This is a genomic window from Martinezella sp. CNPSo 3795, from assembly GCF_057784475.1.
In genome coordinates, this window is record NZ_JBXSOQ010000007.1 from 289,355 (window position 1) to 311,554 (window position 22,200).

The 22,200-nt window shown below is 55.9% G+C and carries 23 protein-coding genes and 1 tRNA gene; 13 read left to right on the forward strand and 11 right to left on the reverse strand.

Features of this window, described 5'->3' with window-relative positions; all coding sequences use genetic code 11:
* Nucleotides 1-138: 138 nt before the first annotated feature.
* A complete protein-coding gene (locus AC13QY_RS20870; RefSeq protein ID WP_113501630.1) occupies nt 139-507 on the forward strand; it encodes a phosphomannose isomerase type II C-terminal cupin domain in 369 nt (122 codons plus the stop codon).
* A 14-nt stretch (nt 508-521) separates the two neighbouring features.
* On the opposite strand, the gene rfbC is transcribed toward AC13QY_RS20870, so the two are convergent.
* The 7 genes from rfbC to AC13QY_RS20905 form a co-directional block, all read right to left on the reverse strand.
* Nucleotides 522-1,070, reverse strand: coding sequence for a dTDP-4-dehydrorhamnose 3,5-epimerase (gene rfbC, locus AC13QY_RS20875; RefSeq protein ID WP_113501631.1), 549 nt, complete (start codon nt 1,068-1,070; stop codon nt 522-524).
* Nucleotides 1,071-1,131: 61 nt separating this feature from the next.
* Entirely contained in the window at nt 1,132-2,019 is an 888-nt protein-coding gene (rfbA, locus tag AC13QY_RS20880) for a glucose-1-phosphate thymidylyltransferase RfbA (RefSeq protein ID WP_113501632.1), read from the reverse strand.
* Between the two features lie 87 nt (nt 2,020-2,106).
* A complete protein-coding gene (rfbD, locus tag AC13QY_RS20885; protein WP_113501633.1) occupies nt 2,107-3,009 on the reverse strand; it encodes a dTDP-4-dehydrorhamnose reductase in 903 nt (300 codons plus the stop codon).
* Nucleotides 3,006-4,073 (reverse strand): dTDP-glucose 4,6-dehydratase, encoded by a 1,068-nt coding sequence (gene rfbB / locus AC13QY_RS20890; RefSeq protein ID WP_113501634.1) that lies wholly within the window; start codon nt 4,071-4,073, stop codon nt 3,006-3,008. Before rfbB ends, rfbD begins: the two co-directional genes overlap by 4 nt.
* 179 nt (nt 4,074-4,252) lie before the next feature.
* Nucleotides 4,253-4,326: transfer RNA gene (locus AC13QY_RS20895), tRNA-Gln, on the reverse strand.
* 241 nt (nt 4,327-4,567) lie between these two features.
* Complete coding sequence (locus tag AC13QY_RS20900) at nt 4,568-5,203, reverse strand: NrsF family protein (protein ID WP_113501635.1); 636 nt, start codon at nt 5,201-5,203, stop codon at nt 4,568-4,570.
* Complete coding sequence (locus AC13QY_RS20905; protein ID WP_113501636.1) at nt 5,190-5,756, reverse strand: sigma-70 family RNA polymerase sigma factor; 567 nt, start codon at nt 5,754-5,756, stop codon at nt 5,190-5,192. Before AC13QY_RS20905 ends, AC13QY_RS20900 begins: the two co-directional genes overlap by 14 nt.
* 291 nt (nt 5,757-6,047) lie before the next feature.
* Between AC13QY_RS20905 and AC13QY_RS20910 the strand changes: the two genes are divergently transcribed.
* From AC13QY_RS20910 to AC13QY_RS20930, 5 genes are all read left to right on the forward strand, one after another.
* Nucleotides 6,048-6,314, forward strand: coding sequence for a BufA1 family periplasmic bufferin-type metallophore (locus tag AC13QY_RS20910; protein ID WP_092718462.1), 267 nt, complete (start codon nt 6,048-6,050; stop codon nt 6,312-6,314).
* Nucleotides 6,315-6,360: 46 nt separating this feature from the next.
* Nucleotides 6,361-6,645 carry a BufA1 family periplasmic bufferin-type metallophore gene (locus AC13QY_RS20915; RefSeq protein WP_095433328.1) on the forward strand — a complete coding sequence of 95 codons (285 nt, stop codon included), beginning with the start codon at nt 6,361-6,363 and terminating at the stop codon, nt 6,643-6,645.
* Nucleotides 6,646-6,764: 119 nt separating this feature from the next.
* Nucleotides 6,765-7,619 (forward strand): MNIO family bufferin maturase, encoded by an 855-nt coding sequence (gene bufB / locus AC13QY_RS20920; protein ID WP_113501637.1) that lies wholly within the window; start codon nt 6,765-6,767, stop codon nt 7,617-7,619.
* A gap of 10 nt (nt 7,620-7,629) precedes the next feature.
* Entirely contained in the window at nt 7,630-8,385 is a 756-nt protein-coding gene (locus AC13QY_RS20925) for an HvfC/BufC N-terminal domain-containing protein (protein WP_113501638.1), read from the forward strand.
* 18 nt (nt 8,386-8,403) lie between these two features.
* Nucleotides 8,404-8,889 (forward strand): DoxX family protein, encoded by a 486-nt coding sequence (locus tag AC13QY_RS20930; protein ID WP_113501639.1) that lies wholly within the window; start codon nt 8,404-8,406, stop codon nt 8,887-8,889.
* 116 nt (nt 8,890-9,005) lie between these two features.
* On the opposite strand, the gene AC13QY_RS20935 is transcribed toward AC13QY_RS20930, so the two are convergent.
* Nucleotides 9,006-9,962 carry a phytanoyl-CoA dioxygenase family protein gene (locus AC13QY_RS20935; RefSeq protein WP_113501640.1) on the reverse strand — a complete coding sequence of 319 codons (957 nt, stop codon included), beginning with the start codon at nt 9,960-9,962 and terminating at the stop codon, nt 9,006-9,008.
* A 473-nt stretch (nt 9,963-10,435) separates the two neighbouring features.
* Here AC13QY_RS20935 and AC13QY_RS20940 point away from each other — a divergent pair, with 473 nt between their 5' ends.
* The gene (locus AC13QY_RS20940) at nt 10,436-11,353 is read left to right on the forward strand and encodes a DUF1003 domain-containing protein (protein WP_113331341.1); all 918 of its coding nucleotides are present in this window, start codon (nt 10,436-10,438) and stop codon (nt 11,351-11,353) included.
* 95 nt (nt 11,354-11,448) lie between these two features.
* Here AC13QY_RS20940 and AC13QY_RS20945 read toward each other — a convergent pair whose 3' ends face one another.
* Nucleotides 11,449-12,666 carry a TCR/Tet family MFS transporter gene (locus tag AC13QY_RS20945; protein WP_113501641.1) on the reverse strand — a complete coding sequence of 406 codons (1,218 nt, stop codon included), beginning with the start codon at nt 12,664-12,666 and terminating at the stop codon, nt 11,449-11,451.
* 75 nt (nt 12,667-12,741) lie between these two features.
* Between AC13QY_RS20945 and AC13QY_RS20950 the strand changes: the two genes are divergently transcribed.
* Entirely contained in the window at nt 12,742-13,347 is a 606-nt protein-coding gene (locus AC13QY_RS20950; protein ID WP_113501658.1) for a TetR/AcrR family transcriptional regulator C-terminal domain-containing protein, read from the forward strand.
* A gap of 37 nt (nt 13,348-13,384) precedes the next feature.
* Here AC13QY_RS20950 and AC13QY_RS20955 read toward each other — a convergent pair whose 3' ends face one another.
* Nucleotides 13,385-14,047, reverse strand: coding sequence for a flavin reductase family protein (locus AC13QY_RS20955; RefSeq protein WP_113501642.1), 663 nt, complete (start codon nt 14,045-14,047; stop codon nt 13,385-13,387).
* Nucleotides 14,048-14,142: 95 nt separating this feature from the next.
* Nucleotides 14,143-14,598, reverse strand: a complete 456-nt coding sequence (locus AC13QY_RS20960; protein WP_113501643.1) for a winged helix-turn-helix transcriptional regulator — start codon at nt 14,596-14,598, stop codon at nt 14,143-14,145.
* 231 nt (nt 14,599-14,829) lie between these two features.
* On the opposite strand from AC13QY_RS20960, the gene AC13QY_RS20965 reads away from it, so the two are divergent.
* The 5 genes from AC13QY_RS20965 to AC13QY_RS20985 all read left to right on the forward strand — a co-directional run bounded on the left by AC13QY_RS20965 (nt 14,830) and on the right by AC13QY_RS20985 (nt 21,275).
* Entirely contained in the window at nt 14,830-15,663 is an 834-nt protein-coding gene (locus AC13QY_RS20965) for an alpha/beta fold hydrolase (protein WP_488493905.1), read from the forward strand.
* Between the two features lie 272 nt (nt 15,664-15,935).
* A complete protein-coding gene (locus tag AC13QY_RS20970) occupies nt 15,936-16,856 on the forward strand; it encodes an HAD family hydrolase (RefSeq protein WP_113501644.1) in 921 nt (306 codons plus the stop codon).
* 35 nt (nt 16,857-16,891) lie between these two features.
* On the forward strand, nt 16,892-19,303 hold the full coding sequence (locus AC13QY_RS20975) for a glycosyltransferase (RefSeq protein WP_113501645.1): 2,412 nt from the start codon (nt 16,892-16,894) through the stop codon (nt 19,301-19,303).
* 719 nt (nt 19,304-20,022) lie between these two features.
* A complete protein-coding gene (locus AC13QY_RS20980) occupies nt 20,023-20,265 on the forward strand; it encodes a hypothetical protein (RefSeq protein WP_162764048.1) in 243 nt (80 codons plus the stop codon).
* A gap of 206 nt (nt 20,266-20,471) precedes the next feature.
* A complete protein-coding gene (locus AC13QY_RS20985; protein ID WP_113501646.1) occupies nt 20,472-21,275 on the forward strand; it encodes an LbetaH domain-containing protein in 804 nt (267 codons plus the stop codon).
* Nucleotides 21,276-22,200 lie beyond the last annotated feature (925 nt).

The following is a 22,200-nucleotide window of genomic DNA, read 5'->3' on the forward strand; positions in this document are numbered from 1 at the left end:
ACCAGCGTTAGCGGCGGTTGTATCAATATTGACTGCATGGTCGGTCAAAAGGGCTTGATCTGCCCTCGCAGCTGAATTAATCCCGCCCCAAATTCCCCATCGTGCGGTGGCAATCGACGCCTTTACAAAGGAAATTTCATGAAGTCCGGAAGTCTTTATAAGGTTGGCGACAACGATCAACGCCCTTGGGGCACATGGCATGTGCTCGATATCGGTGATAGCCACGTCGTCAAACGCATTGTTGTGAATCCAGGAGAGCGGCTATCGCTGCAGTATCACAACCACCGCTCCGAACGTTGGACCGCCGTTTCAGGACATGGCATTGCCGAGATTGACGGGACGGAACACTCTCTGCAGCTCGGACATACAGTCGATATTCCGCTCAAGGCGACACACCGTGTTTCGTGCACCGGAGATGAGCCATTGGTTTTTATCGAAATTCAATACGGCGAGCTGCTCGACGAGAACGATATCATTAGGCTCAGCGACGATTACAATCGGGTCTGATGTCGAAGCCGCTATCAATCGAATAGTTCGGCATCCGCCAACAACGGTTGCCGCTGATCCTTGGAGGAGAGCGTGAGCGCTTCCGTCACGTTCCAGTCGATACCAATCTGCGGATCGTCCCAGCGGATGCCGCGGTCGCTTTCCGGGGCGTAGTAATTGGTGGTCTTGTATAGAAACTCGACATGGTCGCTGAGTGTCAGGAAGCCATGGGCAAAGCCTTCCGGGATCCAGAGCTGGCGCTTGTTTTCCGCGGACAAAAGAACGCCGACCCATTGGCCGAATGTCGGTGAGGATTTCCGAATGTCGACGGCAACGTCATAGACTTCGCCAACTACCACTCGTACCAGCTTCGCCTGTGCATGCGGCGGCAGCTGATAGTGCAGACCGCGCAGGACGCCCCTGCCCGACCGGCTGTGATTGTCTTGCACGAAATCGGCGCTTCGGCCGATCGCCGCTTCGAATTTCACCTTGCTGAAGCTTTCGAAGAAGAAGCCGCGGTCGTCTGCAAACACCGTCGGCTCGATAATCTTGACATCGGGAATGGCGGTATCAATGGCCTTCATTCGTCGTCCTGCTCGGATTGTTTGCAAGGGAGATGCGGCGGCATAAAGCGCGCCTTAGCGATTAAAATATCCGGTCGCGCAAAATCCCAAGGAGGTATTGCCCATAGGCATTCTTCTTTAGCGGGCTCGCCAGCGCCTCGACATCAGACGCACTGATCCAGCCGCTGCGATAGGCAATTTCTTCCGGGCAGGCCACCTTCAGGCCCTGGCGGTTTTCGATCGTCGCAATGTAATGGCTGGCCTCTAACATCGACTCGTGCGTTCCGGTGTCGAGCCAGGCATAGCCGCGGCCCATGGTCTGGACGTCAAGCCGGCCGGCCTGCAGATAGTGAACATTGACATCGGTGATCTCCAGCTCGCCACGCGGTGACGGACGGATGGATTTCGCGACATCGACGACGCTTTCGTCGTAGAAGTAGAGGCCGGTGACCGCATAATTGCTCTTCGGCATCTTCGGCTTTTCCTCCAGGCTGATAGCCCGGCCGCTCTGATCGAACTCGACCACGCCATAGCGATGCGGGTCCTGCACATGATAGGCAAAGACGGTCGCCCCCATCTTCTTGGCGCTCGCCTCGTGCAACAATCGGGTAAAATCATGCCCGTAGAAAATGTTGTCGCCCAGAACCAGGGCAGACGGCGCGCCATCCAGAAACGCTTCGCCGATCAGGAAGGCCTGGGCAAGGCCGTCCGGGCTCGGCTGCACCGCATAGTCAAGCTTGATGCCCCATTGGCTGCCATCGCCGAGCAATTGCTCGAAACGCGGCGTGTCCTGTGGCGTCGAGATGATGAGGATCTCGCGGATGCCCGCCAACATCAAAGTCGTCAGCGGATAGTAGATCATCGGCTTGTCATAAATCGGCAGGAGCTGCTTGCTGACCGCAAGTGTCAACGGATAGAGCCGCGTTCCCGATCCGCCGGCGAGTATGATTCCTTTGCGTGCCTTCGTCATGATCCTGCGTCTCGTCCTTAGTGCATCTGTCTCTGTCTCACCGGCGGGAGGACATGGCCGGAAATCATCGGCAAAAAATTACGGTTTTCAGTTCCGCGCAGCCAGCAATCTTGCCAGGACGTCGTCGACGCCCTCCTGCCAGAGAGGAAGCGCAATATCGAAGCGATCCATCAGCTTTCGACAATCCAGCCGCGAATTGGCCGGACGCTTGGCAGGGGTCGGATATTCTGCCATCGATATCGGCTTCAGCGTATCGAGAGACAGCGCAAGCTTGACATTTGCTGTCAGCGCCTCACGAACGATATGTGCGGCATAGCCGTACCAGGAGGTGCTGCCTTGTGCCGTGAGGTGATAGGTTCCAGAGAGGTCTCCGGGAGCTCCCGACGCCATGATGCGCTCGATCACCGTGCGGGTGACATCGGCAATAAGAGCCGCCGATGTCGGTGCGCCAACCTGATCGGCGACGATGTTCAATGCGCTTCTTTCATCGGCCAGCCGAAGAATGGTCTTCAGGAAATTGCTGCCATGATGACCATAGACCCAGCTTGTGCGCAAAATGGCATGTTGCGCGCCGGATGCACGCACCGCCTCTTCGCCCCGCCATTTGCTTTCGCCATAGACGGATTGTGGGTTGACCGCATCCTCTTCCAGATAGGGATCGGCTTTCGTACCGTCGAAGACATAGTCTGTGGAGTAGTGGATGAGCAAGGCGCCATTGTCCGCCGCCCAACGCGCCAGTATCCCCGGAGCTGCAGCATTGACCGCTATCGCCAGCTCTTTGTCGCTCTCGGCCCGATCCACCGCCGTATAGGCGGCCGGATTGACGATGATACCAGGCTTGTGTTCATCGAGAGCGGCCAGGATGCTTGCTTCGCTGGCTAGATCCAGGTCCGCACGCACCAGAGCAACGACATTCCCCAAGACGTTAAGCGAACGCTGCAGCTCGAAACCAACCTGGCCGTTGGCGCCGGTGACCAGAATGGCGCTCACAACTCAACCTCGTATTGCTTGCCGACCCATTCGCGATAGGCGCCAGTCGTCACGTTGCGGACCCAGTCCTGGTTTTCCAGATACCAAGCGATCGTCTTGCGAATGCCGGTCTCGAAGGTTTCCGCGGGCTTCCAGCCGAGTTCCCGCTCGAGCTTGCGCGCATCGATCGCATAGCGGCGATCATGGCCGGGCCGATCCTTGACGAAGGTGATCTGATCGCTGTAGCGGCTGCCATCGGCCTTCGGCCTGAGTTCATCGAGGATGGCGCAGATCGTCTGCACGACATCGAGATTGGGCTTCTCGTTCCAGCCGCCGACATTATAGGTCTCGCCAAGCTTGCCGGCTTCCAGGACGCGGCGAATGGCGCTGCAATGATCCCGGACATAAAGCCAGTCGCGGATCTGCTGGCCATCGCCATAGATCGGCAGGCTCTTTCCCGAAAGCGCGTTCAGGATCACCAGCGGGATCAGCTTTTCCGGAAAATGGTAAGGCCCGTAATTGTTGCTGCAATTCGTCGTCAACACAGGCAGACCATAGGTATGATGCCAAGCACGCACCAGATGGTCAGAAGCAGCCTTGCTGGCGGAATAGGGACTGTTCGGCTCATAGCGGTTGAGCTCACTGAACGGCTCATCATCCTTAGAGAGCGTGCCGTAGACCTCGTCCGTCGAGACATGCAGAAAGCGAAAGCGCTGCTTCTCGTCTTCGGGCAAGCCATCCCAATAGCCGCGCACCGCTTCCAGCAAATTGAAGGTCCCGACGATATTCGTCTGGATGAAATCGCCTGGACCGTGGATGGAGCGGTCGACGTGGCTTTCAGCTGCGAAATTGATGAGCGCACGCGGCCTGTGTGTCGACAACAAATTGCTCAGCAGCTCGCGATCGCCGATATCGCCATGTACGAACACATGGCGGCCATCACCTTTCAAGCCCTTCAGCGTATCCAGATTGCCGGCATAGGTCAGCTTATCCAAATTGACGACCGTCTCGTCGCGACGCTCAAGCCAATCGAGAACAAAGTTTCCGCCGATAAAACCAGCCCCACCCGAAACCAATATCGTCATCTAAGCCTATTCCATTTTAGGCATACAGGTAAATTGCCGATAAAAATCCAAGACAAATCAAATCTTACGACAAGGAGTAGTTACTCCTTCGAAAAGATTTTCAATCACAGGAAGAGGGATATCCGCCTCAAGTACAAGAGGCAAACCAAAATGCTGATTCAAATCAGGAAATTTGAAATTGGCTGGGAAACCTGGATTCGAACCAAGATTAACGGAGTCAGAGTCCGCTGTTCTACCATTGAACTATTTCCCAACAGCCGCCGGGCGGTAAAGTGCCCCTGCGGGGAAAGCAGGGCCTCTATAATCGAATTTGCCGCGGATGCAAACACTTTAACGCAGGGAAATGCAATTTTTTGAAAGTGGCGTTTAGTGGATAGTATAGGCGACGACTCTGTCTGCTGCCAGCAGGTTTTTCAAGCCATACTGCCCCAATGGCCGAAGTCGGCCGCCAGATGGACAATTTCGCCAGTTTCGATGTCACGCGTTCGGCCGCGTCACCACCGCAACAGGCGTTTTCCGAGGACATATCCGACTGCCGTCATCATGGCGATCGCGATAGGATACCAGAGCAGCACGAAAAGCGGGCTGTCGTCCGTGCAGTTGGAGGCATAGAAGGTCGCGGCGATGCCGCTGGCGGCCAATCCGGCGACGGCGCCGGCGAAGCCCGGTTTTTCCGGCGCGCCCTGGCGCAGGGCGAACAGGAAGCAGGCGAGCGGGCCGATCGACAGCAGCGGGATGAGCGTCAGGCAGAAGCGGGCATTGTGCCCGATCATCCGCGCACTCCAGCTGCCAGCCGGCATGACGGCCATTTCAACAGCGGCGGCGGCAAGCAGCAGGATGGGCGCCAAGAGCAGTGTCCAGCCCCACAGGCGCAGCGAAGCGCCCGGCCGTCCGATGCGGAAGACGACAGCGCAGGCTGTTGCGGCAAGCGCGATGGTCACGACGAACTTGAACAGGAAACGGACGGTCTCCATTGCCGTATCGATATCGGCTCGAAAACCGATCATGGCGAAGAAGATGCCGCCGCTGATCAGGATGCCCGCGACGACCGCCAGGGTCAGGACCTTGCCGATCCGCATGCGGACCGGCGCGTCCTGCGACAAGAGATTGATGAGGTCATCGGTTTTCACTGGTCTCACTCCGATACAATGCCGCAAGCGTCTTCAACGCGCGGTGCAGCGCCACGCGCACCGCCCCTTCCGTCATCTTCAGCCGGTCCGCCGTTTCCCGGACGCTGGTTCCCTCGACGGAAATCGAGCGCACGATCGTCTTCTGCGGTTCTTTCAGCAGCCCCAGCGTACGATCGACATCGAACCGGTCCAAGGCGTCGGTATGCTCTTCCGCCTCCAGGAAATCGATCACATCGTCGATCGGTACGCTCATATGCCGCCCGCGCCGTCTCAGGCTGTCGATCAGCTTGTTGCGCACGATCGTCGACAGCCAAGGTCCGATCGGGCGGGATGAATCCCACGTGCCGCGCTTCAGATGGATGGCGAGCAGCACTTCCTGCACCACATCCTCAGCCTCGCTTACCGGCGCGCCCAGCTGATCGCAGCGCCGCCGCGCCATGGCGCGCAGATGCGGCGTCACGGCGGTGAGGAAACGGTGATAGGCCTGCGCATCGCCGCCGATCGCCGCGCGCATCCAGACTGCCCATTCCTCTTCGCGCGCCGAATGATTCATCCGACATCTCCTCTACGCGGCACCGCAGGCTTTCGTTACCGGCAACAGCAACTATTTTTCAAGCTCTTTCGTCTCCATGGCAGGTTCTTCGCAAGATGCGTCTGCTACCCATGCGCATGTCAGCCTCACCACCATACTTGCCCAGCTATCGCCCGCCGCAGCAGATAGCCGGCACAAGATAAGTGACGCATCTCGAAAAAAATTCCGATGCGGCTGTAACATCCGCTCGAGACGCTCCGTAGACCTCGATGCAAGCCAATGACGGCTCGCATCCATCTAGGAGACAGATCCATGAAGAACAGCATCCTCACCCTGGCCATTGCTGGCTCGATCGCATCGGCACTTGCATCCGTCGCCGTCCCGGCTTCGGCCGCCGATACCAAGGAAAAATGCTACGGCGTCGCCCTCAAGGGCCAGAACGATTGCGCCGCCGGCAAGCATGATTGTGCCGGCAAGTCGACCATGAGCTACGACAAGATGTCCTTCAAGCTCGTTCCCACAGGCACCTGCACCTCGATGAAGACCCCGAAGGGCCACGGCTCGCTGACCCCGGCCTGATCCGAAACCGGATTGATCGTCAACCATCTCTCGTAAGGAGTTTGTCATGAGCAAGATGTCCGCACTCGCCCTGGCCGCATCGGTCGCAACGGCGGTGACGCTGGTTGCCGGTGTGACGACAGCATCTGCCGCCGATGCCAAGGAAAAATGCTACGGCGTCGCCCTCAAGGGCCAGAACGATTGCGCCGCCGGTCCCGGCACGACCTGCGCCGGCACGTCGAAGGTCGATTATCAGCGCAACTCGTGGAAGCTGGTTCCCGCGGGAACCTGCGAGACGATCAAGACGCCGAACGGCCACGGCACCCTGATGCAGGGTCCGGCCCCGGTCTGACCCTATCAGACAAGGCAATGCAAACGTGGGCGGCGCATCGTTTAATCCGGCGCCGCCTGCCTCTCGAACACAAACTGCTTCACAACTTTGCTGGAATTACTCTCATACGGAGGCCCGCAATGAAACCGTCACAACTCCCCCGTCGCGCCGGCGTCGGCTTCAAGCCGGAGCATTTTGCCGAAATCCATGGCTCTACACAGCCGATTGGCTTTTTCGAAGTCCATGCGGAAAACTATATGGGTGCTGGTGGTCCGCCACATGCCCAGCTCGGCAGGCTGCGCCAGGATTATGCCTTATCCATCCATGGCGTCGGCCTCTCTATCGGCTCGATGCAGCCTTTGGATAACCAACATCTTGCTCGCCTGAAGATCGTCTGCGATCGCTATGAGCCGGAGAGCTTTTCGGAGCACCTCGCCTGGTCGACGCACGACACGACCTTTCTCAACGATCTTCTGCCCCTGCCCTACACCGAGGGAACGCTTGAGCAGGTCTGCGCTCACATCGACGAAGTACAGACTTTGCTCGGTCGGCAGATGCTGCTCGAGAATCCGGCTACCTATCTGCTCTTTGAGGAAAGCACGATCGAGGAAACGGAATTTCTGGCCGAGGTTGCCAGACGCACCGGCTGCGGCCTGCTGCTCGACGTCAACAATGTCTTCGTCGCCGCCACCAATCACCACATGGACGCACGCGCCTATCTCAAGCGCTTCCCGGTGCAATGGGTGCGCGAGATCCATCTGAGCGGTCATTCGGAGACCGTCGACGATTCTGGCGCGCCGCTTTTGATCGACAGCCACGATACGCCGGTGAAAGATCCCGTCTGGGCGCTTTACGAGGAGCTGATCGGCTGCACCGGACCGATTGCCAGCCTGGTCGAGTGGGATAACGACGTGCCGGCATGGCCGATTTTGAGGGCCGAGGCCGAAGCGGCCGAAGCCATCCTGAAGCGCGCCGCCGCGCGTCGGGCAGCCTGAGGAGGGATCGATGTCTCTCGCTACGCAAAGCGAATTCGCCGCAGCGCTCGTCAATCCCGATCTCGCGGTGCCCGATGGATTGACGGCCTGGAACGGCCCACACCCAGCGCGGCGTTTCGGCGTCCATCGCAACAATGTCGCCATCGGCCTGATCGGTGCGCTCGCCTCGCGCTTTCCGGCTGCGGAAAGGATCGTCGGCGAGGAATTCTTCGCCGCCATGGCGCATGAGTTCATCCGCCTGCATCCGCCGCGCTCGCCGCTGCTGCTTGCCTATGGCGATGACTTCCCCGATTTCGCCGGGAGTTTCGGACCGGCGCAGGAAATTCCCTATCTGGCCGATGTGATGCGGCTGGAGGCGCTGCGGGGTCGAGCCTATCACGCAGCCGACGCTATACCGCTTGATGCAGCACTCATGGCGACCATCGAGCCGGCAGGCCTTGCGGAGCTGACTTTCGTACCGCACCCTTCAGCCTCGGTCGCACGTTCCGCCTATCCGGCCATCACCATCTGGGCGATGAACACCGGCGAAATCGACTTTGCAGATATAAACGATTGGACGGGCGAGGATGCCCTCGTCATCCGCCCGCAGATGATCGTCGAAGTGCATCGCCTGCCGCCGGGTGGCGCAACATTTCTGGAAGAGCTGTTTTCGGGCGCCGCCCTTGGCCAGGCCTATGAGACGGCTCTCGCTGAAGCCGCCAATTTCGATCTTTCCGCCAACCTCGCCGGTGCGTTCACGGCAGGCGCTTTCATGACCATTCGCTGAACGCCAGGGAGAACCAAAATGCAGAATCAGACGATGACGGCCGCCCCGGCCGAACGCGAAACCATGCCCAAAAGGCTCTATGGTGCCCTAAAGCTTCTCGACCGTATTCCCCATGACCTGATCGCACTCATTGCGCGGCTGTCGATCGCCGCCGTCTTCTGGCAATCCGGCCAGACCAAGGTGGAAGGCTGGCACGTGACCGACAATGCCGTCTATCTCTTCCAGACGGAATACAAGCTGCCGCTGGTCGATCCCTGGATCGCCGCCCATATCGCCGCCTTCAGCGAGCACTTCTTCCCATTTCTGCTGGTCATCGGATTGGCAAGCCGCTTCTCGGCACTGGCGCTGCTCGGCATGACCCTGGTCATCGAGATCTTCGTCTATCCCGATGCTTGGCCGACGCATGGCACATGGGCGACCTGCTTTCTGGTAATCATAGCCGGCGGGCCTGGCCGCATCGCGCTCGACCACCTGATTGCCAGGCGGTTCAGACGCCCGGCCTAACGCCGAGCAGACGGGAGCGCCACCTGCAATTGGCGCTCCGTGATACCAGCTAGATGCGCCCTCTATTCGCGCATGTCGTTGTCGCAAAACCGCTGTGCGCTTCTACGTGACATGCCTTAACGCAGGACGGGTTCTCCGTGGAAGCGGCGACGTGACGGCTTCGAGACCCCGAAACCCACCTCCATCATCAGTCGCGGCTTCTGCGTCGGCACGGTGCCCATATGGAAACCGAAGGGATCTTCGACGAAGCCCGAGCCGGCTTTGCCGGTCAGTGTCAGTGCATTCGCCTCACCATAATAATCGAGCACTTCGTTTGCCGGATGCCCGACCAGCAAAGTCAGCTGATGACGGACCCGGCGGCGCCTGTGGCTTCCTTTGACGAAAACATGCGGACCAGTGCCCTCATCCACATCGACGAGATTGAAGAAGAATTTCAGCATCCGCCAATCATCGAGATCGAAGTGGTATTTGTCGAGCGAAGCGAGGCTTCTATCGGCTTCGGAAGCCTGAGTCGGGAAGCTCCACCAGATGCGGGTGGTGATCACCTTGGCCTGGCCGCCGAGATATTGCCGGGCGACGTCGATCAGCAGCGGATCGCGCTGGACCGCCATGACGGCTTCGCAATCGAGCGAGCGCTCGAAGAAATGTCCGCTCAGAATCGGCCGTCCGAAGCGAGCCTCCGCTTCCTTATGTTCGCCTGCGACAAATTCGAGCTTCCGGTTGAAATTGCCGAAGCAGGCGGTGTTGGCAGCAAATTCGGCGATTTCCTGATGAATATGATCCGGCAGCACCAGGCTGGGATAAATGCCATCGGTGCGCAGAGCGTTGACAACGGCGCTACGCTCGGTGCCGGCAAACATCGAGGAGCCGGAAACGGGAAGCCTGACGGGCTGCTTGGTGGCCAGCCAATGGATGCGCCGAAACGGCAGGGTCCTGGCCAGCAGAAACATCGGCAGCCAGGCCGGATTTTCCTTAAGATCGGTCAGGTAGGTGGGTATCCTGACGGCCATTCGCTTGAATCGGCCGCCCTGCCGGGCGATGGACTCCAAGTCTTCTGCCGGGGGATTGTGCATAGCGATCCTTTCCACGCATTTAAAAGATCCGTGACAGCAGGCCCCCAACCCGCTGACGATAATTCATTGAAACCTTAACATTTATTCGCTCTCGCGAATGTCTGCTGCACCGCGGCAAATAGAAGTCGGCCGGCCTTGGTCAAGGGGGCAAAAAATCAAAACCTGATCGAATCGGTAGAAATTTCTGCAGAAACACGCAACGCTTTTGAAACCGGTGACGAATTCGCCCGGGAGGGTTGCTTTTCCGGGGCGGCGGGCGAGACAGACGCAAAGGATTGCAGGAACGGCGCACCGTGTTTGCCGTTGCTTAGGATAATGGCGCTAGAAATTCGATAGGAGCAAATAGCAGAGGAAGTTGCGGATAGGCGGCTGCGGTCTATATCGGCGACAATTTCCATTGTCTTCTAACAGTCATATTCCTGTTCGCATTATTGGCTACATGAGCGAAAAAGCGTCAAAGAGGGCCCCCTTAGATGACAGAAACGAAGACCTTTGAGCCGGCGGAAGGTATCGTCGATTTCGACGCGGGCGAGGGCGAGAGCCCAACCGTTGTGGAGATGGACGATTATACCAAAAGTCTAGCGCAGGCGAAGGCCAAGTCCGTCAAGCTGATCGACGCCATCACCGGTCAGGTGCTCAAGAAAAAAGATGCTGTGCATGTCGATGATCTCCGCCCCTCGCTGGCGGATTTCATGCGGCTGAAACATCCCGAGCTTCGCGCCGACGACTATATCAGCCGCAAGGTCATGGACGATTATCGCGCCCAATATATCGCCGAACTGCTGACGGTGGAGCGCGGCGAGCTTTCCAACCTCGAGGACGAGGTCGTCGAAAGCCTGAAGACGCATGATACGCTGGCCGAAAACATCGAAGAGGACTATGAGGACCACCGTTCGATCGGCGACCGCATGGCGGATGGCGTCGCATCCTTCGGCGGCAGCTGGACCTTCATCATCTCCTTTTGTCTATTTCTCGCCGTCTGGATGGCCATCAATCTCGTTATGGGCGAAAAGCAGGCTTTCGACGCTTATCCGTTCATCCTGCTGAACCTCGTTCTGTCGACCATCGCAGCACTGCAGGCGCCGATCATCATGATGAGCCAGCGCCGCCAGGAAGAGAAGGATCGCCTGCGGGCCCTCAACGACTATAAGGTCAACCTGAAGGCCGAACTGGAAATCCGCCACCTGCATGAAAAGGTCGACCACCTCCTCAATCGCCAATGGGAGCGTCTGACCGAAATCCAGCAGATCCAGATCGAGATGATGCTGGAACAGGCCAAGGCGGCGACCCGGGCGATCAAGGCCAACAAGGCGGCGAAGGCAAAGACCAGTGCGCTGAAGAGCCTCTTCACCAAGGTCAAGGACCCCGATCCGGACGATTCCGTCAACTGATCGCACCGAACGGCTGCACCCGTCATCTTGGACCGTGCCATATTGCTGGAGCTGCTAACCGCGTAATCCCTCTATGTCGTTCCACCATATGCCCTTCAGGATTGCTCGCTTTGTCGATGTGCCGCTCCTTCCAGCCGCTCATCTGCCCGCTGCTGCTTCGCGAAGAGCGTCGGCATGCAGAGGAGATAGAGCGAGGCGCCAAGTACCCAGACCAACCCGGGAAAGACATGCCGCGAGGCGAAATAAATCTCGCTGATCGCCAGGGGCGCGACCATGGAGGCGAGGCTCGTCAGGCTGGTTAAAACACCCTGCAGACGCCCTTGCTCGTCCGCACCGACACGTTGGGTCATCAAGGACAGCAACGCCGGCTGGCCGATCCCACCGAGGCAGAAAAGCGGAAACAGAAAAAAGACGAGACAACCCTGCGTGACGAAGGCGATGGCGACATAGGCAGCGCCGTCACAGACGATCGCGACGACGAGTGCGCAGCGTTCGCCCCAGCGCTCGCTCAAGGGGCCGGCGACGAAAGCCTGGGCGAGCGCATGGAACAGGCCGAAGCCAGCGAGAGACAGGCCGACGGTCGCCGTATCCCAGCCGAACTTGTCCTGACCATAGAGAACCCAGATGGTACCGCCGACTTCTCCGACGATTGCAAGGAGGATGGACATGAAGAGCAGCGGCACCAGCGCCGGAAACGCACCGATCCAACGCAGCGGCGCCAGCGGATGAAAGGCGACCAGATCGATCCGTTCAGGCCGTACAGTATGTGTCTCGGGCAGCACGACAAGCGCAACAATGAAATTCACCATCACCAGAAACGCGGCAGCGACGAAAGGCGCGCGTAGCGAGATCGTGCCCAACACCCCTCCTATGACCGGTCCGAGAATGAAACCGATGCCGAAACAGGCGCTGAGCAGCCCGAAAGCCCGCGTTCGGCGCTCCTCCGGCGTGATGTCGGCAAGGCACGCACTCGCAACCGCGGCATTGGCGGCCGTCAGACCGGCGACGGCGCGGCCGAGGAATAGCCACCAGAAACCCGGTGCCCACGCCATGAAGGCATAGTCGATCATGCCGCCCGCCAGCGAGGCGAGCAGCACCGGCCGGCGGCCGCAACGATCGCTCAGCGTTCCGAGAATGGGAGAGGCCAGAAACTGTAGCGCCGCGTAGAGCGACAGGAAGGCGCCATAGCGCCAGCCGAGCTCGGGCGAATGGGCCACGCTCTGCAGAAGCTCCGGCAGGATCGGCATCACGAGACCGGTTCCGGCCGCATCGAGAACGACGACGGAGAGGATCGTCAAAAGCATCTTGTTCATAATGCAAAACTTATCATTGATAAGGAACTTTATCGCCGATAAATTATGATGATGGGACTGTCAATCGGAAAGAAGATGAAAATCGATCGAAGCCAAATCGTCGATGCAGCACTGGCCATCCTCAACGAAGTCGGCATCGATGGCTTGTCGACGCGGCTGATCGCCCAGCGCCTCGGCGTCCAGCAGCCGGCGCTCTATTGGCACTTCAAGGGCAAACGAGCCCTGCTAACTGCGATGAACACCGAGATCCTAAGACGAAAACACACCCGCAACAGGCCTCTGGCTGGGGAGACCTGGCAAGAATTCCTGCACGCCAATGCCCGCAGCTTCCGCTCCGCCCTGCTGGCATGGCGTGACGGCGCCCGCGTTCATGCGGGAACCGAGGTCGATCCCTTGGATCTCGACGCGATCGAAGCCCAGCTGGAATGCCTGCTCGCCGCCGGCTTCGATCCGCGAAAGGCGCTGGAGCTGCAGATCGCGATCAGCCGCTATGTGGTGGGATGTGTACTGGAGGAGCAGGCGGATGCGGCCGATCCGCCGGACCGCGCAGCCCTCGACGCCGCGGCGAAAAGCCGTCCGAACCTTGCTAAAGCTCTGTCGCTTTACCGCGCCAATGACCATGAAGCCCTATTCGAGGCTGGCTTGGAACTGCTGATAGGCGGGGCCGAAGCCGGCAAGTGAACTCTGTGATCGCATGGGCACCTCCGCGGAAAATGCATCATCTCTCCGCTTTGAAGGTGCGGCCGAGATCAGGCCCGGTGCCGAAATAATGTCGAAACACATAAAGCAGCGGGCTCCACCTGCTGGTATCGATATGATTGGTGCCGGCGATGACGATATCCTTGTGTGCGTGAACGCGAAGGACCTTCGCCTCGATGATGGAGAACGCCTCGGCGCGCTCCGAGGACCATTCACCGCCGGGAGGATGCGCCGCCGCCACCTCCGCCTCGAACTGGATCGGACATTCGGCAATGCGCAGAGGCCGCACGCGATCGGCGGGCTGCGGCGTGAAGCCGGCCACATCGAATTTATCGGCCTCGAAACGATAACCGATCTTCTCCTTGTGCGGGGGAACGGGATCGCGGCCGGTCGTCGGCGCGATCGCTTCGACCTTCGGCCACAGCTCCGGCGACGGAAAATTCAGCACCAGCTGGCGCTCGCGCAGGAGATTTTCCCGCCCCTTGCTGGTCGACGTCAACCCAAGAACGACTTGGTCGTATAAGGCCCAAACTGAGGACATCGGCGAGATATTCGTCGTGCCGTCGGGGTTGAGGTTCGTAATCAGTACGACGGGAGTGCCAACATAAAGCACGCTGGGCTTGATTTCGATATGCTCGCGATCGCTCTCGGCGGCGTTGAATTCGGCTGTATTCGTCAGCATTGAAACTCTCCTTTGGGAGTTTCAATGTAGCCGCCATGAAGCTTGAAATAGTTCGGTCGCGGCCGAACTGTTGCTCGACGACGGGCGCACCGGCCTCATTCCTCAGGCGGCAGCACTACGATCACCGTATCTTCAGCCATAAGCATCCGTCCATCCTGCGCCCGCAGTTCCAGCCGCCGCACCGGCAGCTTTGTCGCTCTGTCGACCAGCGTCACATGCGGCTCATTGGGTTCGAAGAAGAAATCTTCGCCCCATTGGCGAAGCGCGACCAGCAGCGGAAACAGGCCCTGCCCCTTCTGCGTGAGCACATATTCCTGATAGGGGCTGCCATCGGAGGCTGACACGGTATCCATGATGCCGTGAGCGACAAGACTGCGCAGCCGGGCCGAGAGGATGTTCTTGGCAAGCCCTAGGCTCTTCTGAAATTCGCCGAACCGGCGCAGCCCATCGAAGGCATCACGGACGATCAGCAGCGACCACCAGTCGCCGATCGCATCCAATGGTCGCGCCACCCCACACATCGAATCCTTGTGGCTCACTCTCTTGGCCATGCCGCCCTCTGCCCTCGCCTGTTTCATGTCTGTCGTCAGGACTGCGATCAAGCGCCTGTATCACCAGCTCAATATATCGGTTGCAAACTAAAACTACAAGAGATACTGGAATCATGGTTTCAAATTAAAACCACATTAGGAGAACAACTGTGATTCCTGCCCATGAAGCATTCGCCGGCACATTCCCCTTCGCACCGCATTTCACCGAGGCACCTGGCTTCCGGATGCATTATGTCGACGAAAGGCCCTCGCGATGGCGAGATCATCCTCTGCCTGCATGGCGAGCCGACTTGGGGCTATCTGTTTCGCCACCTCATCTCGACGCTGAGCCCTACGCACCGGGTCGTCGTTCCCGACCATATGGGCTTCGGCAAGAGCGAAACACCCACTGGCCGCAGCTATTGGCTGCAGGATCACATCGCCAATCTGGAGGCCTTCGTGCTCGCGCTCGGCCTCACCGACATTACCCTTGTCATGCATGATTTTGGCGGGCCGGTCGGCATGGGCTTTGCCGCCCGCCATCCCGAGCGCATCCACCGCATCATCTCGGCAAATGGGCCGACATCCTTCGGCCAACCGGATGCTATCGATCGGGCGGTGGCGAACGCCGCCCGATCGCCCTGGTTTCAATGGATCATCAAGGCCGACGGCACGCTGGAGCCAGTGCTCAACAATCTCGGCTTCAACATTTTGAGCGCACTCAAGCTCAACGGCTTCGAGAACAACGCCGTCATCACCGATACCTGGCTCGATGCTTATGGTGCACCCTTCGCAACGGAAGCCGATTGCCTCGGCGCGCTCGGCTGGGCCAAGGGCTTTGCGACCAGCGCCCATCAATTCGAAACGCCCGACTGGGAAGCCGAGCGCATCATCCACAGAAAGCCGGCGCTCGCCATATGGGGCGAAGCGGACCGGACGCTGCATGCCGAGCATTTCCTGCCGCTCTTCACCGCCCTCTTCCCGTCGGCGCCAATCAAGCACCTTCCAGGTGTCGGCCATTACTGCTTCGAAGATGCCCCCGAAATCATATCGAACCTGATCGCGAACTTCCTGCGGCAGACCTGAGCGCCGCGATGCAGGAGCAAATTCAAAGCAAGGCGCAGGAGCGGGAAAGCCTTCCCGCTTCTGCCGATCAAGACATGGCTCGACGCCCTTCTCGAATAAAACGACGCGTGGCAATTGACGATTGAGCTAATTTTGTGCATCGCTAAGTTGTTTTAGCGTACCAATTTGTAAAATATCTAGTGGGGCTAAACACTTTCGAGGATAGTGACAGGCTTCCTGAACGGAAGTTGCGCGAAGCGGCTGTATTTTTATGATTATCAACGGTACATGGAATGTATGAGGGAAATACCACACTCTATACGTTTGGTGACATCGAGAGGGCAGCATATACAGCCCCCTCCCGGATGACGCTTTTTCAAGACACATCGTTCAAAAACATGCTTTTTCAACGTCTTGATGGACTCCTATCCAGTGAGAGGAGTGTTTTGTCGCTAGATATTTTCGATACGTTATTATTGCGCGATAATTCCTCTGAACTCACAAGATTTGTTGAGATCGGCGCCGCCATGGCCGCGACAATGTCTAATCGCACTTCAGCGGAAAGAAAACTTTCCCGCGCCCCCCGAAAGCGATTTTCAGGAAATGACATAGACGCATTTCTTGCGCGGCAGCTGGGCACCAAAGCAACATATCGCGCGCGAGATAGACATAGAGGCTACGGCGAGGGCTCGTTGACCGAAATTCACACCGTTTCAAGTCGGCTGTTAAATGGGAACGACGATTATCGAGAGAAATTCATCGGTGCCGAGCTTCAATACGAAACGACTCGCGTCGAACCTAATCGCCTCCTACTTGAATACATCGATACACATATATCGCGTGGAGGCCAGGTTATCCTTGTAACTGACATGTATATGCATGCCAAACAAGTTGAGGAACTGTTGGCGCTGGTTAATATCGATACCAAAAAATTTCACGCTATTTTCTCGAGCGCAGATACTCTGATATCAAAAGCTTGCGGGCTACTTTTCCCGGAAATAGAGAAGCGCTTGGGACTGCACGGTCTAAATTTTCTCCACGTTGGAGATAGCGCTAGGGGAGATTTCCGCCAACCAATAAACCACGGTTGGCGCGCACTTCACCTTCCAGTAAGCGAAATTGAAATTAAAGCACGCAAAACTGACCATCTGGCGACTGCGACGATGCTTCGCAAGTATTTCGACATTGAAGTCGACATTGCGATGCCAAAATAAGATACCCAGATTTTATCCTCAGAGACCAGATAGTCATGGATCAAAAATATATACAAAATAACATAATAGAAAATGTACTTACTCGCCAAATTGGCCACGATATCTTAGGCCCAATTGTTCAACGCTGGCTACTCGGGCTGCATCAGTATTTTTCTTACTATGATGACGGGAATACAAATTTTCTATTTTGTGCTAGAGCGGGAGTCCGCATTGAGAAACTCTATCGGCTATTCGTAGAGGGTTTTGGTGGACGAGATGTCCCAGCCCAAATGTTCTGGCTGTCGCGATTATCAACATGCAAGGGCACTTTCTACAAGGCGAAACAGTCAAGAACGATTATAGCGCGAGAATATCAACACGTACCCATCGCAGAGCTTATTAAGGGCATTTTCCGTCATCAGCCCGAGGTGTTGGGACGTCTCGACCTGACGCTTCCTGAGTACAAGGCCCACGGCGCAGTGTTCGACGGCTGGATTCAGGGCCCGACGCCAGCCGCGAGCGAGATGCGCAAGTACTTTACTCAATGCCAATCGGATTTTGATGCATACCTAAAGCAATTACTTAAGGGTCGAACGCGCGCCGTGCTAGTCGATAGTGGTTGGCAGGGATCGATGCAATCACTCTTGACCAAAGCCTTTCCTGATTTCGTATGGCGCGGATTGTATTTTGGCCGGTCTCTGCAGCCAGGGCATGATGCTCAGATTGTGAACAATGTCCTGGGAGTAATGTTCGAAGGCGAGACCTATCGACAATCAGTGCCTGAAACAGCGTTTACAAGGCACCGCCACATTGTGGAATCCCTGCTGGAACCAAATGGGCCATCGATCGAGGAAATCCCGGGCGGAGCACACGACGATGTTGCACAAAGGCTCATTAAGCTAAATGAGCAAGAACAAGCGAGCAAGGATAGCGATGCGCTCTACTTGGCTGTGACAGAGTATCTCGTCGGAGATGGAAAAAATGCCGGTATCACCGAGATTTACTCTCGGCACCAGAGCGCAATGGTTGAACTGGCGCGCATGATAATCACTCCAACCCGCGAAGAGGCGCGCGCGTTAAGTTGCAAGGATCGATCCGCGGATTTTGGCAAAAAGCTTGTTGTCCCGGTTTTATTGGAACCGGACGCTGACGAAGCCCCGGAAAATCGAATTAAGAGGTCGCTTTGGCAGGAAGGGCAAGCGGCGCTGGAATTCGAAGGAGGCTTCGCACGCGACCTACAATTGCGTCTGGCAGGATGCGCAAATGCGGCATCTTACTTTGATCCATCGCACCAACCTTTCGCGCCAAGCAACGGAGAAGCATCTGTAGCGATTATTACTAGGACAAAAAATAGGCCCCTTCTCCTACAGCGCGCCGCGCAGAGCGTGGCTCAACAAACTCACACAAATTATACTTGGGTTGTCGTCAATGATGGAGGTGATGAAGTCGTTGTCCGTAAGGTCATTGAGAGCTGCGCCGTTGATCGAACAAAGATTCTTCTGGTTTCCCATAAAGAAAGCATCGGAATGGAGGCGGCGTCAAACTCGGGCATTAGGAATACTGATTCCGATCTGATAGTAATTCACGACGACGATGATAGCTGGGAACCAACGTTTCTGGAGAAGACCGTTGATTTTTTGAATAGCAGCGCCGGCCGTCATTATGGCGGCGTAGTTACTCACACGACGTATGTTTCAGAAGAGATTCGCGGCTCCAAGGTAATTGAGCATTCTCGCCAGCCGTACAAGGACTGGGTACGCAATGTACAATTGGCCGAAATGGCGGCAGGGAATATTTTCGCGCCAATTGCGTTCGTCTTCAAAAGGTCAATCTGGGAAGACCTCGGCGGCTACAATGAAGAACTTCCAGTGCTTGGGGACTGGTTCTTTAATCTAGAATTCCTTCTGCGCGCAGACATTGGTTTGATTCCAACTCCCCTTGCTAACTATCATCACCGCGATCGAGGAGATTCTAGCGCCTACGCTAATTCGGTTATTGGCGGCGTTAGCAAACACGAGGAATATGCCGCAATTGCGCGCAATGCCTTTATTCGCAAGAACTCTGAAAAATTTCCCGGCGCTGTTGCAGTAATACTCGGCTATTTTGCACAGGATTTTCGACGCCATGGCACTTCCGGGGAGCTCAACCAACATCAAACTGCTTCCGGCTATGACTTCGCGGATAAGTACTGGGCAGTATCACATCTCAACAAGAGCTTACGTGGTGGAAAGTACCAATTCCGCCACCGCGAAAAGCAAATAGATTTGAGTATTGGCTGGCCTGAGCTCGAACAATTGGCACGAAAAACAAGGGGGTTTATCCCCGTACCGCCGAGCTTCGATGATCAGGAATATTTGCGCAGAAATGAGGACGTGACCGTAGCGGTGCGTGAGGGACGATTCTCCTCAGGCTACAGCCACTATATACTCCACGGTCGCAGGGAGGGCCGCGCTAGACCCTCATTGTAGATAGGGTCTAAACTGCCACCATTTTTCGGTAGGACACTCAGCATGAGCAGAAAGCCTCGTTGAGTCGCGTCGTAGGCATCCCAATGATGCCCAACCGTTGTTTTTGGGGCGGCTGCCATGTTGTTAACATGCATCCTGATTTCCGCTGCAGCCGCCAATCAATAAAAGAAGACCAAACCGGGACAACTTACCGGAAGGAAGTTTGCGTTGCTACGCAGAAGAGCAGCAGAGCACCAGACAGCGCTAAAGCTCCCACGATGGGCAGAAGCTTCATCATAATCCGGTGAGTAAGCTTATTTCGCTCTATAGCATCCATAATCGTCGCTAGCGGATCGCAAAAGACTCGCCGAACCGAATCCCTACGCAAACATCGCATTCGAAACTGAAATGACGCTTAGTGTACAGTCAGCCGCCGCTCCCAATATAATTGGATCACACGACCTGCTCTGCCAGGCATTGGCGGCGCAGCGGCCCATAAACCGCTGTTCGAGAGTTATTGTTCAATTTGATCGGTCGCCGGAGTGATAACCTTTTCTCCGGGTGCCCAATCTATCCCCATTTGAGCGTAAGACTGTCAGCAACTGAAGCAAGTTCAGACAGAAAAGCACAGATTAGTGTCGAAATACCTCATATTCGGAATGCTCAATTTCTTGATCTTGGACTACTTGAATTCTCAACAAAAGTCGTTTTAATTGAGTAAGCAAATAAGGAGTACAACCATGAATACAAAAAGTATTATGTCAGAAGTAGATCGGTACGCTGGCACAAATAAGTTTTCTCGATTCACCTTAGCCGGTGAAGGCAATAAATGGATTTTTATCAACCCTTCCTTTGTTGCAGCTGTAATACCGGGTCAGGTGACCACTGAAATTGTTCTGGCTGATGGACCATCCATGTTCAAAAAAGCGCCAATCAAAGTGAAAGAGCCAGCAGACGTAGTTCTCGCGCGGCTTGAGAGCTAGAAAATGAGTGCGCCAGCTTCCCGAATGAGTTTTGATTCTTGAGACGTCCTGAAAGTAACGGGATGCTTGGGCAAGCGATTGTCCACGGCTTGGTCCCGACCGTCGCTTGAGCATATAAACAATCAGCGTTTACGGATTGTAGGGCGATACGGATATGCTAATGCTGGTTCGGCAAGAGACTCGGCACCATATTGGTTGAGCGGTTGATGAATATCAAATACCCTTTTAGCTTTACCTACACGGAAAAAATCGAGCGTTTCCTACAGCGGACGCCCTTATTTCTGGAGCACCATAACAAAATTTCGGGCATTTTCCCTTTCGGCGCGCAGGTTACGCTAAAGAACAAAATCATTGTAGAGCCATACGCGACAATGCCGAAGAAAACATTCGTCAGTAGTGGTGCGTTTTCTTATTGCGTTTCGGCGCTTGATCAATCGACGATAATTGGTCGATACTGCTCAATCTCTTGGGGGTGCTCGGTTATAGGCATCGATCATCCGACTGAACATATTACAACTCATGTAATGTCGTTTAGGCCTTATTGGACAGATGATATTCGAAATAGACGGGGAGCCGCACCAACCCCCGTTCCATATGAATCTTGGCATGGCCCGGTAAAAATCGGCAACGATGTTTGGATTGGGCAAGACGTGAGGCTAAAGTCCGGCATAACGATCGGCGATGGAGCGGTGGTCGCATCCGGCGCAGTCGTGGTGAAAGACGTCCCGCCGTACGCCATCGTCGGCGGCGTTCCTGCAAAAATTATCAAATTTCGCCTATCTCAATCAACTCAAGCTCGCGCCCAAAAAATACAATGGTGGCGATATGCACCAGAAAATTTCGCCGGGCTCCCGATGGACCAGCCAGATAGCTTTTTAGACGGACTGGAGCGACGTATCGCGGATGGTTTAGAGCCATATGTGCCGCCTCTTGTAGACATTGGCGAAAGTGTTGCACTTATGTCTGTCGAAACATCGATGGCCATTGGAGAAAATGTAGGGCGCGCATAGGAATCGCGTTCAGAGTAAAGCCTCGATTTTACTCTTTCCTCGATTGCGGGGGACGCGGCAATTTCGAAATTCCGACAGAACAAGCTCGAAGGACGCAGATGGTTAGATCATGGATAGAAAAGAAAGCGAACGAAATCTCAGCGAATTCGATAATATCAACTATCTAATTCTTGAGAGCGAATTGATCTTCTGCCTCGTCGCGATAGCCTCTGACTCACCTGGCTATTCATTTTATTGCCTTTTCGCTATCGGACGCCAAAACTAATGGCGAGGCCAGATCCAAAAGTCAAACCCAAGGCGCCCCGTGAGGGAGCGATCAGGAAGCCTTACGAGCCTAGGCATCATCCTATCATCCAAGCGCTCATCGATAAAAAAAACGTTATGAGCGCTATCATGTTACGCGATATGCGGTCGAGATTTTTCAATCACGGTCTTGGGTTTATCATCGTACCGCTTTGGCCGCTGGTCCACATGGGGCTAATCATTCTTATTCACTCATATACAAAGCTAACAGCCCCATACGGGGACAGTGTAGCTGTTTTTTATATGACTGGAGTGCTGCCCTTTTTAGCATTCAGTTATGTATCGCGCTTTATGGCTTATTCGCTTCTCACGAACAAGTCGATGCTAGCATTCCCGGCTGTCAAGATGTCCGACATTCTAACGGGAAGGGCAGCATTAGAAATGCTTGCATCATTCGTTACTGCATTATTCATTACACTTATCTTATATTTGTTAGGTAACGAACCATTTCCAACGGATCTCAAGAGTGCAGCAGCTTGCTACTTGACTGTCTTATTTCTCGCATACGCATGTGGATATCTTGTGGGGATCTGCTCTGTCTTGGCCCCTGTGGTTCTCACGATTTATCAGCTGACCCTTCTGGCACTTTACGTGAGTTCAGGCGTTTTTTTTGTAGCATCAA

Coding starts and splice junctions, on each gene's coding strand:
- AC13QY_RS20870 (WP_113501630.1), top strand. CDS start 139: ATGAAGTCCGGAAGTCTTTATAAGGTTGGCGACAACGATCAACGCCCT.
- rfbC (WP_113501631.1), bottom strand. CDS start 1,070: ATGAAGGCCATTGATACCGCCATTCCCGATGTCAAGATTATCGAGCCG.
- rfbA (WP_113501632.1), bottom strand. CDS start 2,019: ATGACGAAGGCACGCAAAGGAATCATACTCGCCGGCGGATCGGGAACG.
- rfbB (WP_113501634.1), bottom strand. CDS start 4,073: ATGACGATATTGGTTTCGGGTGGGGCTGGTTTTATCGGCGGAAACTTT.
- AC13QY_RS20905 (WP_113501636.1), bottom strand. CDS start 5,756: ATGAATCATTCGGCGCGCGAAGAGGAATGGGCAGTCTGGATGCGCGCG.
- AC13QY_RS20910 (WP_092718462.1), top strand. CDS start 6,048: ATGAAGAACAGCATCCTCACCCTGGCCATTGCTGGCTCGATCGCATCG.
- AC13QY_RS20915 (WP_095433328.1), top strand. CDS start 6,361: ATGAGCAAGATGTCCGCACTCGCCCTGGCCGCATCGGTCGCAACGGCG.
- bufB (WP_113501637.1), top strand. CDS start 6,765: ATGAAACCGTCACAACTCCCCCGTCGCGCCGGCGTCGGCTTCAAGCCG.
- AC13QY_RS20925 (WP_113501638.1), top strand. CDS start 7,630: ATGTCTCTCGCTACGCAAAGCGAATTCGCCGCAGCGCTCGTCAATCCC.
- AC13QY_RS20930 (WP_113501639.1), top strand. CDS start 8,404: ATGCAGAATCAGACGATGACGGCCGCCCCGGCCGAACGCGAAACCATG.
- AC13QY_RS20935 (WP_113501640.1), bottom strand. CDS start 9,962: ATGCACAATCCCCCGGCAGAAGACTTGGAGTCCATCGCCCGGCAGGGC.
- AC13QY_RS20940 (WP_113331341.1), top strand. CDS start 10,436: ATGACAGAAACGAAGACCTTTGAGCCGGCGGAAGGTATCGTCGATTTC.
- AC13QY_RS20945 (WP_113501641.1), bottom strand. CDS start 12,666: ATGAACAAGATGCTTTTGACGATCCTCTCCGTCGTCGTTCTCGATGCG.
- AC13QY_RS20950 (WP_113501658.1), top strand. CDS start 12,742: ATGAAAATCGATCGAAGCCAAATCGTCGATGCAGCACTGGCCATCCTC.
- AC13QY_RS20955 (WP_113501642.1), bottom strand. CDS start 14,047: ATGCTGACGAATACAGCCGAATTCAACGCCGCCGAGAGCGATCGCGAG.
- AC13QY_RS20960 (WP_113501643.1), bottom strand. CDS start 14,598: ATGGCCAAGAGAGTGAGCCACAAGGATTCGATGTGTGGGGTGGCGCGA.
- AC13QY_RS20965 (WP_488493905.1), top strand. CDS start 14,830: ATGTCGACGAAAGGCCCTCGCGATGGCGAGATCATCCTCTGCCTGCAT.
- AC13QY_RS20970 (WP_113501644.1), top strand. CDS start 15,936: ATGTATGAGGGAAATACCACACTCTATACGTTTGGTGACATCGAGAGG.
- AC13QY_RS20975 (WP_113501645.1), top strand. CDS start 16,892: ATGGATCAAAAATATATACAAAATAACATAATAGAAAATGTACTTACT.
- AC13QY_RS20980 (WP_162764048.1), top strand. CDS start 20,023: ATGAATACAAAAAGTATTATGTCAGAAGTAGATCGGTACGCTGGCACA.
- AC13QY_RS20985 (WP_113501646.1), top strand. CDS start 20,472: ATGAATATCAAATACCCTTTTAGCTTTACCTACACGGAAAAAATCGAG.